This window comes from Virgibacillus sp. NKC19-16 (assembly GCF_021560035.1).
Classification (GTDB): Bacteria; Bacillota; Bacilli; order Bacillales; family Amphibacillaceae; genus Virgibacillus_L; species Virgibacillus_L salidurans.
The window spans coordinates 2782003-2795170 of record NZ_CP074373.1 but is presented as its reverse complement, the minus strand read 5'-3'; the positions used below and the strand labels follow the sequence as shown (position 1 = coordinate 2795170).

Genomic DNA, 13168 nt, shown 5'->3' with positions numbered 1-13168 from the left:
AATGAGATCGTTAGAAGGAATTAAAGTAATAGATTTATCAAGAATATTAAGTGGTCCTTATTGTACAATGGTTTTAGCTGATATGGGAGCTGAAGTTATTAAAATTGAAGCTCCTGGTGGGGATGACACACGGACCTGGGGCCCCCCTTTTTTTGATACTGAGAGCGCATACTTTTTTAGTATAAATCGTAATAAGAAGAGTATAGTTGTTAATTTAAAAACTGAAGAAGGAAGAGAATTATTACTTGATTTAGTGAAAGAAGCTGACGTTGTAGTGGAAAACTTTAAACCAGGAACGCTTGAACGCCTTAAAATAGGTTATGAAACATTGAAAGACGTAAACCCAGGGATCATACTTGCTTCAATATCTGGTTATGGTCAGACTGGTCCATATTCAAAAAAACCAGGTTATGATGTGATTGCGCAAGGAATGGGAGGGCTCACGAGTGTAACAGGAGAGCCTGGACAACCTCCAGTTAAAGCTGGTTTTTCTATCGCAGATATTGGAACTGGAGTGTGGGCAATCGTTGGAATTCAAAGTGCACTTCTCTCGAGAAACGACACTGGAAAAGGACAATGGATCGATGTTTCACTTCTAGATACAATCATTTCATGGCAGACGTATTTAGCTGGGAACTATTTCGCAAGTGGGGAAAATCCGAAGCCTCAGGGAGGGGCACATCCTAATATCGTTCCATATCAACTATTTGAATCAAATGACGGTTACTTTAATATAGCAGTTGGGAACGATAGTCTCTGGAGAAAGTTCTGTCAAGCTTTAGGAGAACCTACTCTAATTGATAATCCTGAATTTAGGACTAATAAGGATCGCGTATTAAATCGTGATCAATTAGTACCGTACCTACAAGAAATGTTTCATAAAAAAACAACTAATCATTGGATACAGTTATTAGAAGATGCTGGTATTCCTTGTGGTCCTGTGCTAAACTTTGCTCAAGTATATCAAGACGAACATGTACTGGCACGTGAAATGCTTGTCGAAGTGAATCATCCTACAGCTGGGAAAGTTAAGATGACAGGAATGCCAATTAAATTTTCTGAAACACCTAGTCAAATTGTTTCAGCGCCACCGCTACTCGGCCAACATACAACTGAGGTGTTGAAAGAAACATTACAGAAAAATCCTGAAGATATTCATAGATTAAAAGAAGCCGGGGTGGTTGAGACATATGAAAAAACAGGTGATATAAAGTCACATCAGAAATAAAACAAGATTAAAAAATCCACAAAGGTGTGGATTAAAATTTAAAGTTAATAATGTATACAATATATAATATACTTTATAGTAATGAAAAAGAATGGAGCTATAACTAAGAAATTTAGAAAATAATTTTTCTGTTAGGATATTGATCTATAAAGAATACTATGGTTTATCTGTTATTAATTGGAGTATTATTTGTCAAAAAAATTCAAGAGTTGGGTTGAGAAGTTACACAACATCGAAGACTGACTCAAATTAGTTTGAAAAATGAATAGAATGAGGTATTCATTACTCAGAAAGTAAGAATTAATTAAACTATATTTCTTACTATAATTATATTCAATTATTAAAAAGAAGGAAGGGGAAAGAATGCATCTGGTTAATTCGCAGCAACTTACATGGTGGATAGAGGACATTTTTCAAGCCAGCGGAATCGATGAAAGTCAGGCAGCAACTATTGCCTCGCACCTTGTTAGTGCTAACTTACGTGGTGTTGACTCACACGGAATAAGCAAGGTGGAAGTTTATACGAAACGATTAAAGCATGGGATCATTAATAAAGAACTTTTATGGAAAGTGACAAAAGAAACACCAGTAAGTGCAGCAATAGATGGGGGGAATAGCATGGGCATTCCATTGGCGACTAAGGGTATGGAGTTGGCTGTGCAAAAAGCTAAAGAATCTGGTATTGGTATTGTCGGGATTCGAAATTCAAACCATGGCGGGATGATGGCTGCATATACTGAATATGCAGCCAGTAATGATTGTATCGGACTTGCTTTAACAAATGCACCACCTGTAATGGCTCCATGGGGTGGGAAAGATGCTTTCTTTGGGACAAATCCGATTTGTTACGGTATTCCTACGGGTCCGGATAATACAAATATCGTCTTTGATATGGCAACATCAACTGTTGCGAAAGGGAAGATTGTACTTGCAGAGAAAGAGAAAAGAAAAATTCCGATCGGATGGGCTATAACGAAAGATGGAAAAGAAACTACAGATCCTAAAAAGGCTTTGGATGGGTTACTGCTTCCTGTGGGTGGTCCAAAAGGGTATGGCCTCACTTTTTTTGTAGAAGTTTTATCAGCTTTGTTTACTGGTGCTGCATATGGGCCATTTATAGGCAGCTTGTTTGAGGATTTTGAAAAAGAGCAAAACACAGGTCAATTTTTGTTTGCTATGAGGGCAGATTTATTGGAAGAGCTTAATATATTTAAAAATCGTATGGACGAGATGATCACCGGTATTCGTAATATAGAATTGATGGAGGGAACAGATCGTATTTATCTTCCCGGAGAAATAGAATACACGCTTGCTGAAAAGAGAAAAGTAAATGGAATTCCTATATCTGAGAATGTTTTAAAGATGCTTAGAGATATAAGCGAGGAACTTGGTGTTGATCACTAACAATAATACCATTAAAACAGTTGATGATTAATAGATTTTGAGACTGAAGGCGGTTATACTTGTTTATGGAGTCAACTGGTTTGAAGAACGTATTAAATTAAAATACTATGAATTATTGAGTTTAGTCTTCCTTATAATCTTGTTTGAATCCATTTTAGAATATTTGTATATCTTATTCCTTGAAGAGTTTAGAAAGAGAATATAAGAGTCTACCATGATGTTTATTAATTTCAAATATGTTTAAAATTTTTGCTAATTATGTAAAAATGAAAATAAGGGAGGTGAGTAAAATGATTTTATATGAAATAAAGCAAAAATTCAGTGGTGAACAGCTTATTAATCTTAAAAGTACAATCCGGGAAGAATTACAAAACAATGAAAAGCTGAATTCGCTTAAAAAAGATGCTGAAGTAGCAATAACAGCAGGTAGCAGAGGGATCGAAAATATCGTAACAATCCTTAGGGAAACGGTGAATTATCTGAAGGAAAAAGGACTAAGACCGTTTATTGTTCCTGCTATGGGAAGTCATGGTGGTGCAACTAGAGAAGGACAGATTGAAGTTCTCCACCATCTTGGGATTACGGAGGATTCGGTAGGAGCACCAATTCGCTCTTCCATGGAAGTAATAAAGCTTGGAACAACATCAGAAGATTTACCGGTCTACTTGGATAAGTTTGCTTATGAGTCGGAGGCTATTATTGTTGTGAATCGTATTAAAGCACATACTGCTTTTCGAGGGAAAGTAGAAAGTGGCCTAAGTAAAATGGTGACCATTGGCCTTGGCAAACAAAAAGGGGCTAGTTTCGCTCATGATCAAGGCGCAAACAGGATGGAACACAATATTCTTGAGATTTCAAAATATGCTCTTAAACACTCAACAATCTGTATGGGACTTGCTATTGTTGAAAATGGGTATGAACAAACCTCCGTTATCAAAGGTATTAATATAGAAGATTGGCATGAACAAGAGTCAATTTTATTGAAGAAATCGAAGGAGCTTATGTCTTCCCTACCACTAAAGGACGTTGATTTACTTATCATTGAAGAAATGGGGAAAAATTTCAGCGGGACTGGAATTGACCCAAATATTATTGGCAGGTGGCGTATAAAAGGCGTACCTGAGCCAAAAGAGCCTAATATTAAACGTGTTATTGTATTAGACTTAGCTGAAAAATCATTTGGTAATGCCAATGGGATTGGCCTAGCAGATTTTACGACAGATAGATTGATAAACAAAATAGATAAAAAATCAACCTACATGAATGCAATTACGAGTACTTATTTACAAAGAGTTATGTTTCCGCTTACTTTTCCTTCAGAGCAAGAAGCTATTGAAACAGCTTTATTAAGTTTAGGCCCTGAAGTGGAAAAAGAAGAGATAAGTCTTATTCAAATTCCGAATACGCTTCATTTAAGCCACTTATACATTTCACACGCTGTTTTAGATAAACTGGACGAAAAGAAGGCAGATTATGAAATTATAAGAAAAATAGAATTAGATTTTGTCAGAGAGCAGCTTAAAAATAAGCTGTCGAGATGAGTGGAAAATTGTTATCGCAAAATCACAGATAGAGTTTCTGAAGTAGAAAGGAAGGATATTATGCGTGTAGCAACTGTAAAACAAAATAATGTGGAGACAGCCGCGATTGTTGTAGGTGAAAACGTTTATTTACTGGAAAAAATTAATGAGGTGTTAGGTAAAGATTGGAATACAGATCTTTTTGAACTTATTCAATCCGGGCAGATCACTAGTCTTACTGATTGGTTTGATGGCAAAGGTAAAAATGAACTTGAAAAAGTAGAAAGTCTAGAAAATAAAAGGGTTACGTACGGTCCGTTATATCACCATCCTCGAAAGATCTGGGGAATCGGACTTAATTACACGGAACATGCATCAGACCTTAGTGAAAAAGCGCCAAATACGGAACCTGCTAGTTTTATGAAACCTGATACAGCAATTATTGGACCGCATGATGTCATTAATATTCCAATACAGTCGGAAAGAACTACAGCGGAAGCAGAATTAGGGATTATTATTGGTAAGACATGTAAGGATGTTTCTGAAGAAGATGCGATTAATTATGTAGCTGGATATACAACAATTATTGACATGACTGCTGAAGATATTTTACAGCGAAACCCTCGCTATTTGACGCGTTCAAAAAGCTTTGATACTTTCTTTAGTTTTGGTCCGGAGCTTGTAACAAAAAACGAAATTGAAGATGTACATGATTTGGAAGTTTCCACAGTAATAAATGGTGAACTACATCGGAAAAATGTTGTGTCAAATATGACCTTTCGCCCGTGGGAACTAGTATCCTTCCATTCAAAAGTGATGACATTACTGCCAGGTGATATTATTTCTACTGGTACACCAGGTGCTGTAGTTATTAGAAAAGGGGACGTAGTGGCTTGTGAGATCGATGGATTTAAACCACTGGTGAACGAAGTAAATGATTTAAAGGCATAAAAAAGGAGAGATTTATTTTGGATCTTCAACTAAAAGGTAAATCAGTCATTATAACAGCAGCGAGTAAAGGTTTAGGTAAGGCAACCGCATTACAGTTTGCTAAAGAGGGGGCTCACGTTCTTATTTCAAGCAGAAATGAAGAAGAATTGAAAAAAGCAGTGACAGAAATAAAAGATAATACTGGAAATGGACAAGTGCGTTATAAAGTGTGCGATATCACGAATCCTGATGCAATTAAACAGTTAGCAGCGACTGCGGTTGAATGGAATGGTACGATTGACGTCTTAATTAATAATGCTGGAGGCCCGCCAGCGGGTGAATTTGACAAATTCTCTGATAAGGATTGGCAAAATGCTTTTGAGTTAAATTTACTCAGTTTTATTCGTTTGATTCGTGAAGTTGTGCCATATATGAGAGAAAGTGGGACAGGGAAAATTATTAATTTTGCTTCCTCATCAATTAAACAAACATTAGATAATTTGATTTTATCAAATACGTTTCGTGCGGGGATTGTAGGATTGGCTAAAAGCTTATCACAAGAACTTTCAAAGGATGATATTTTGATTAACACAGTTGGCCCAGGACGGATTGCGACAGATCGAGTTGCTGATCTTGACCAAACTAGAGCTGATAAATTAGATATTTCCTATGAAGAATTACGTGAGCAAACAGAAAGTTCGATTCCGATTGGCCGATATGGTCGTCCTGATGAATTTGCAAAAATGGTAGTATTCCTTTCATCGGGTGCAAACACCTATATGACAGGACAATCATTTGTTGTTGATGGTGGTCTTGTTAAGGCTTTATAAATGGAATAATGGAAATAGGGCTGACTCCTATATTGTAGGTCGCGCAACTTTTAGAGTCAGCCCTTTTTGGTTACAGTTTTTTTTTAAATATAGATTTTGCTTCATCATAAAACATAATTTTCAACTTGAGACAAAATATCCAGAAGAATTGTTTACGTTTATACAAGGGAGGAATTCATATGTACGATTTTACTATTATAGGCGGAGGAATTGTAGGTTTATCGGTGGGAAAAGCATTAACAGAACAATATCCCGATAAAAAAGTACTAGTACTAGAAAAGGAAAAAGAGCTCGCAACCCATCAAACTGGAAATAATAGTGGTGTTATACATTCAGGTATTTATTATAAACCTGGTAGTTTTAAAGCTCGTTTTGCAAAACAAGGTAGTCAATCAATGGTGGACTTTTGCCGAAAACATGAGATAGACCGTGATATTTGTGGTAAAGTAATTGTTGCTACGAATGAAAAGGAACAGCTACCACTAGAAAATTTATACCAACGCGGCTTACAAAATGGTTTATCTATAAATAAACTTAATAAAGAGGAGTTATTGGAAGTTGAACCACATGTGAATGGAATTGAAGGAATACACGTGCCAGCAGCGGGTATTGTTGATTATAAAATGGTATCAAATAAGTTTGCTGAGATTATTCAAAGACATGATGGTGAAATAAAACGTGGTGAAAAAGTTCTTACGATTAATGAACTATCCGACGAAGTTTCAATAGAAACAGAAAAAAATTCTTATAAAACTAAGTTTTTAATAAACTGTGCAGGATTACAAAGTGACAGAATAGCTAAATTAGCTGGCTATCATATCGATATGAAAATCATTCCATTTCGTGGTGAGTATTTTAAATTGAAAGAAGAAAAAAGAAATCTTGTAAGAAATTTAATCTATCCTGTTCCAAATCCGGATTTCCCATTTTTAGGCGTTCATTTTACCAGAATGATTGATGGAGAGGTTGAAGCAGGCCCAAATGCTGTTTTGGGTTTTAAACGTGAAGGCTATAAAAAAACGGATATTAATGTTAGAGATTTAACAGAAGTTCTAGGGTATAAAGGATTTTGGCATTTAGCAAGTAAATATATGAAAGAAGGCGTAAATGAAATGGTTCGTTCTGTAAGCAAGAATAGATTTGTAGAAAGTTTGCAACAATTAATTCCTGAAATTAAAGCAGAAGACTTAGAACCAGGGCCAGCTGGAGTTCGTGCTCAGGCTCTAAACAGTGATGGATCACTTGTTGATGATTTTCATATTATTCAAGGGAAAAATAGTTTACATGTATGTAATGCACCTTCACCAGCTGCAACTGCTTCACTTGAAATAGGTAAGGAAGTTGTGAGACAGATTACTCAGCGATCTGTTAGTGTAGTTATCTAAAGTGTAAACGCTATTAAGTTGTTATTTCGCAGTATATTTAAAAAAGTTTCCCAAAAATCTATAAAGTTATTTACAATTGAAAATAAATGATATATTATAAACATTAATAAGCGTAAAAACGTTTTAATTTAATGTAAGATGTTGATTAACTTATGATCAGCATAAATAGAATGCTCTGTCTAATCTGTCAAAAACTTCTTCCCGGAGTTAACTCACAGATAAGATCCAGTTCAAGTAGACTTTTAAAGTTTTATAGTCTTATTTGAGTTGGATTTTTTTAATCACCAGAGAATCTGTAGTCATCGAGAAGTAAGTTATTTGAAAGCGCTTGCTATACGGGTATTTTATATCAGCTGAAAAAGTATCAGATCAAATTGGGGGTGAGCCATAATCTTCTCATGTTATTTCTTTTATAGATAGGACTTTGCTATTAACATTATTTATTCATATTTCAAAATAAATTGTTGGAGGAGATATAATGAAAAAACTATTTTCTATTTTTAGTTTGCTGTTGGCAATTGGAATTGTGCTTGTTGCATGTGGGGACAGTGATGTAGGTGGAGAAAGTAATGATGCTGATACGGATAGTGAAAATGGCAGTGTAGAAGAAATACTTAGTGGTGAATTCGTTACAATTTTAACTGGTGGTTCCTCAGGCGTATATTATCCGCTTGGAGGTGCTTTAGCTGAAATGTTTCAAAGTTTAGGAGCTAATGCCAATAGTCAATCTACTGCAGCTTCTGCAGCCAATGCAACAACACTTAACCAAGGGGACGCAGAAATTGGGTTTTCTATGGGCGATACTGCTGCGGATGCATATGAAGGTATTGATAGTTTTGAAGAACAGGGCGCACAGGAAAATATCCGTAGCCTGGCCTCTATGTATCCGAACTATTTGCAAATTGTAGCTACTGAATCTTCCGGTATTGAAACAGTGGAAGATTTGGCAGGGAAGAGTGTTGCAGTTGGGGCACCGGCGTCCGGAACTGAAATTAGTGCTCAGCGCGTGTTAGAGGCGTATGGCATGTCTTACGATGATATTAATGAAGATTTTCTATCGTTTTCTGAAGGTGTTGAAGGAATTCAAAATGGAAATATAGATGCGGTTGTGATCTCGTCAGGCCTGCCTAATGCGGGTGTATTGGAACTTCAAACAACACAGGATGTTGTTGTTGTAGAAATTGATGAAGATACAATTTTAGAAATGCAAGAGGATTATCCTGCTTTTTTCCCGTCAACCGTACCTCAAGATGTATATGATTTGGAAGAAGATGTAACAACAATAGCGGTTAACAATGTTTTGCTGACACATAGTGATGTTTCAGATGATGTTGTATATGCAATGACAAAGACAATATTTGAAAACATTGATCAATTGAGGGATACACATAATGCAGCCCAGGATTTCACCCTTGAGGAAGCATTGGATAATCTTCCTGCCCCGCTTCACCCAGGTGCGGAAAGATACTTTGAAGAACAAGGTATAACGGAGTAATGTGACATCTCCGTTAAAGATGCGTTCTATGCTAAAAAAAGCAATCCTAATTTTCACTATTTTGCTGATTGGGATCGGTGTCATGGTGATGCCGATTCAGTCAGGCATTTTATTAACGGATAGAGAAGGAGAACCCTTTTATTTTTTGCCATGGGACTCGGATGAAATAACGATTGGGTGGAGACATTCCGTTGAGTTGACGCCATGGAAAGAAACCTACCGAATTACAGACGAAGGAAGCCTGTCATTTAAATCAACATTATATCAATCATATGGTGCAGGTACCCCTGATGTCGAAGGGGAAGTGGATTTTTTGGAAAATGGATTTATTCAAGTTACTGACATAGAAAGAAAGATAGCCTATTATTCACTTTATTATGTTTCGATCTCACAATATTATCTTGAAGAAAATGAAAAAAAATATCCGCTATCACAATATGTACCTGAAAACACAAATGTTCAAATCCATTATGAACAATTGCAAACGTATGAGTGGTTAGGTTTGAAATTGAAACGTATAAACAAGGAGGGATAGGCCACGTGAGTAATTCACTTAAAAAGACAGAAGAACTTACTGAAGAAGAACAACTTACCGGGGAAGAACAACGCAAGCTTGTTGAAAAATATGACTCGGAGTCGAGATTCCGAAATTTGAACATACCGTGGATGGCCAGGCTGATTACTTTAATATCTGTTGGTCTGGCACTATTCCACCTTATTACTTCTTTTACAGGGCCTTTAGTTACACTGCAGCATCGAGCATTACATACTGGTGTAATTTTGGTGCTTGTCTTTTTATTGTATCCATCTCGAAAAAATGCACCGCAACAGCGTGCGTCAATGATTGACTTCTTACTGGCTCTATTATCAGTTGCAACCATTGTCTATATTTTTGTAGATTACATGGGAATTGTGAATAGAGCTGGTTTACCAAGTACAAATGATATTATTTTCAGTTTACTTATGGTTATTCTTGTCCTTGAAGGTGGGCGCAGGGTAGTTGGAACAGGATTGACAATACTTAGTTCCTTGTTCTTGCTTTATGCTTATTTAGGTCCATACCTTCCAAGGATTGTCGCACATCGTGGTTATGATGTTGAAGCTATTGTGACCCATTTGTATTTGACTACAGAAGGGATATTTGGAACTGCCATAGGTGTTTCTGCTACTTATATTTTCTTGTTTGTATTATTCGGTGCTTTTTTAAACCGGACGGGTATGGGACAATTATTTAATGATTCAGCAATGGCTATTTCCGGCCATACCGCCGGAGGGCCGGCAAAAGTTTCTGTTATTTCAAGTGGGTTTCTTGGTTCGATTAACGGTTCTGCGATTGCTAATGTAGTTACAACGGGGTCATTCACCATCCCATTAATGAAAAGAACCGGATATTCTAAAAATTTCTCCGGTGCTGTAGAAGCAGCTGCATCTGTTGGTGGTCAGGTTCTTCCGCCAGTCATGGGAGCAACAGCATTTATAATGGCTGAGACATTAGGGATGCCGTATATACAAATCGCTATCGCAGCAATTATTCCCGCGATTTTATATTATCTGGGTGTCATTACAGTTGTTCATTTACGTGCTAAAAGACATGGGCTAAGAGGGTTATCCAAAGAAGAGCTTCCAAGTATGAAAATGGTTATGAAAGAACGGGGTCATTTACTCATTCCACTGTTCATTCTTATCTATATGCTATTTGGTGGATTTACACCAATTTATGCTGCAGCATGGGCGATTATTTCGACAGTAATTGTTTCTATGTTTAGGGCTACAACCAGGATGAATGTCAAAGGGATAATTCAGGCACTTGAAGATGGTACACGCAATGTGCTTGGTGTGGCAATGGCTTGTGCTATGGTAGGGATTATTGTCGGGGTGGCATCATTGACTGGCTTTGGTCTAAAAATGACTTCAGCTATTCTGGTACTGGGTAACGATATTTTATTGTTGACCTTATTTGTTACAATGTTTGCTTCCATCATTTTAGGAATGGGTCTTCCATCAATACCTACGTATATTATCACTTCATCGATGGCTGCACCGGCTTTGGTCGAATTTGGAGTTGAGCCATTTGTGGCACATATGTTTGTTTTCTATTTTGGTATTTTAGCTAACCTGACTCCTCCTGTAGCACTTGCTGCATTTGCAGGTGCAGGTATAGCGGGTGGTGAGCCGAACAGAACCGGGTTTATTTCATTGAAACTTGCCGCTGCAGGAATTCTTGTTCCTTATGTGTTTGTATATTCACCAGAGTTGCTTATGCAAGGAACCGGTGTCGGAGGAGCGATTTTCATAGCGATTACAGCAGCCCTCGGGATTATTGCTCTTGGTGCTGGATTTGAAGGATATCTCCTGGAAGAAATGAATTGGCCTTTAAGGGTAATCTCAGTGGCAAGTGCAATAGTTTTAGTAATACCAGGCCTTTTATCGGATCTCATTGGTTTTAGTTTGCTGGCAGTGATAGTTGTATTCCAGATAATTAAAAGAAGAAGTAATAAAATAACTTCCATAAATTCAGCAGCTAATTAGCAGAGAAGAATCAATTTCTTTTCTGCTTTTACTTTAAAATACAGGTTATTAGTACATTATGAAAGGTAGTAAGAAATGAAACCCTACGTGAGCAAACAGAATAGCAACGTTTATTTTACCAACAGGGAAAATATACAAAGAATAGTTAGCATTTTAATTGCAATTGCCATATTCTTGTTATTGTATTTTGGACTACCTGATACATTTTCGCAATCTGCCAAATTAATGACAGCAATTGTTAGTTTTGGGGTTATTTTATGGGCTTTGGAACCATTTCCGATGGGATTAACAGCACTTTTGATATTAATCATGATGCTACTATTTAATTTAGCTGAGCCAGATGTGGTGTTCAGTGGTTTTGCATCTCCTGCTACCCATCTTGTCATCGCCGGTATGATGATAGCAAGGGCGGTTAATGAAACTGCTCTTGTAAAAAGGATCAGTTATTTCATTTTAAAAAAATGGGGAGGCCATGCAAATGGACTGCTGGGCAGTTTAATAATAGTCCAGCAAATCCAGGCTTTTTTTATTCCCTCATCGGCTGTTCGTGCCACGCTAATGTTGCCAATTTCATCCATGATCGTAGAAACAGTAGAAGCAAAACCAGGAAGCAATCTGCGAAAAATGATTATGCTCGGTGTTGCTTTTGGCGGGAATATTAGTGGGACCGCAATTATGACAGCAGCAGTGGGAAACATTTTAACGGTAGAACTTCTCTACCAATTTGCAGATATCGAAATAACGTATTTTCAATGGTTTCTGTATACATTTCCTTTATGGCTCATTCTCATTCCAGCTATCTGGATTTTATTGATCAAATTTTATCCGTTACGAAAAGAAGAACAATCTTTTCCTATGGTAAAAAAGGAAATGAAAACGAAATTGGATGAGTTGGGATCAATGGATCAACAGGAATGGCGATGTTTAATTATCCTGCTAATTATTGTTGGTCTATGGGTAAGTCAGCCATTACACGGAATGCATCCGAGTGTACCTGCATTGATTGGTGCAGTAATTATGACATTGCCGGGTGTAGGCTGTGCTAATTGGGAAAATGTCGTTAAAATTAATTTTAATACCGTTCTGCTTCTAAGTGTCACATTGTCCATGGGCTATGCCTTGGTGGATTCAGGTGCAGTAACAACCCTTAGTGAATATTTAAGTGTGGACTGGTTTTTATCCATAGTTCAGTACCCGTTGCTTGCAGCAATTATCGTAATCCTACTAACCCAAATATTTCACAAGATGATATCCAATGTTCCGGCTGCTGTGGTGACGTTGATCCCCATAACAATAAGTGTCGCGGCAAACGCAAATATCGATCCATTAGGGATGGCATTTACAGCAGGACTGACAAGTTTGTATGGATTTATGATGGTAGTTGAAACGATGCCTAATTTAATCGTCCATAGTACTGGATTGATCGCACAGCGTGATTTTTTAAAACCGGGTCTTTATGCAACAGTGATTACGATGCTTGCAACTATCCTTGTAGCTTCGACATGGTGGAGGTTTATAGGGTTAATATAAGCTTTGGGTGAGATCTATTCATAATATAGTGATCCACCTAGATCTTAGGTTGAAACAATCGCTTAAAAGTCATAATTTCTTAAGCAGGTGGCTAGTTGAAGCCTTTCATAGTTAGAAAATATATTCTTGTCACTCATACAATCGAATTGAATTAGAGAAAAGTGGCATGGGTTTGTTATGTAAAATGAAATTAGTTTTTGAAAGTTTTCACCCCAAAGTATAAAATTATTTCGATAGTAGTTGTAAAGATAGTGTCTTTAAGATTACTAACTGCAATTGTTTAATTGAAAAGCATTGCTAACAGTATTAAATTAATA

At 36.9% G+C, this 13168-nt stretch carries 10 protein-coding genes; all 10 read left to right on the top strand.

The window, feature by feature from the left end:
* The first annotated feature begins 1 nt into the window (after window position 1).
* The 10 genes from KFZ58_RS14295 (at window position 2) to KFZ58_RS14250 (ending at window position 12851) form a co-directional block, all read left to right on the top strand.
* On the top strand, window positions 2-1228 hold the full coding sequence (locus tag KFZ58_RS14295) for a CaiB/BaiF CoA transferase family protein (RefSeq protein WP_235791970.1): 1227 nt from the start codon (window positions 2-4) through the stop codon (window positions 1226-1228).
* A gap of 363 nt (window positions 1229-1591) precedes the next feature.
* Window positions 1592-2632 (top strand): Ldh family oxidoreductase, encoded by a 1041-nt coding sequence (locus KFZ58_RS14290; RefSeq protein ID WP_235791969.1) that lies wholly within the window; start codon window positions 1592-1594, stop codon window positions 2630-2632.
* Between the two features lie 290 nt (window positions 2633-2922).
* Entirely contained in the window at window positions 2923-4173 is a 1251-nt protein-coding gene (locus tag KFZ58_RS14285) for a nickel pincer cofactor-dependent isomerase, group 22 (RefSeq protein ID WP_235791968.1), read from the top strand.
* Window positions 4174-4233: 60 nt separating this feature from the next.
* On the top strand, window positions 4234-5103 hold the full coding sequence (locus KFZ58_RS14280; RefSeq protein WP_235791967.1) for a fumarylacetoacetate hydrolase family protein: 870 nt from the start codon (window positions 4234-4236) through the stop codon (window positions 5101-5103).
* Window positions 5104-5120: 17 nt separating this feature from the next.
* Window positions 5121-5912 carry an SDR family oxidoreductase gene (locus tag KFZ58_RS14275; RefSeq protein WP_235791966.1) on the top strand — a complete coding sequence of 264 codons (792 nt, stop codon included), beginning with the start codon at window positions 5121-5123 and terminating at the stop codon, window positions 5910-5912.
* 179 nt (window positions 5913-6091) lie between these two features.
* Window positions 6092-7297 carry an L-2-hydroxyglutarate dehydrogenase gene (gene lhgD / locus KFZ58_RS14270; RefSeq protein ID WP_235791965.1) on the top strand — a complete coding sequence of 402 codons (1206 nt, stop codon included), beginning with the start codon at window positions 6092-6094 and terminating at the stop codon, window positions 7295-7297.
* 478 nt (window positions 7298-7775) lie between these two features.
* Window positions 7776-8792 (top strand): TAXI family TRAP transporter solute-binding subunit, encoded by a 1017-nt coding sequence (locus tag KFZ58_RS14265; protein WP_235791964.1) that lies wholly within the window; start codon window positions 7776-7778, stop codon window positions 8790-8792.
* A 28-nt stretch (window positions 8793-8820) separates the two neighbouring features.
* A complete protein-coding gene (locus KFZ58_RS14260) occupies window positions 8821-9327 on the top strand; it encodes a DUF1850 domain-containing protein (protein ID WP_235791963.1) in 507 nt (168 codons plus the stop codon).
* A 5-nt stretch (window positions 9328-9332) separates the two neighbouring features.
* Window positions 9333-11321 carry a TRAP transporter permease gene (locus tag KFZ58_RS14255; protein ID WP_235791962.1) on the top strand — a complete coding sequence of 663 codons (1989 nt, stop codon included), beginning with the start codon at window positions 9333-9335 and terminating at the stop codon, window positions 11319-11321.
* A 75-nt stretch (window positions 11322-11396) separates the two neighbouring features.
* Window positions 11397-12851 carry an SLC13 family permease gene (locus KFZ58_RS14250; protein WP_235791961.1) on the top strand — a complete coding sequence of 485 codons (1455 nt, stop codon included), beginning with the start codon at window positions 11397-11399 and terminating at the stop codon, window positions 12849-12851.
* Window positions 12852-13168: the final 317 nt, after the last annotated feature.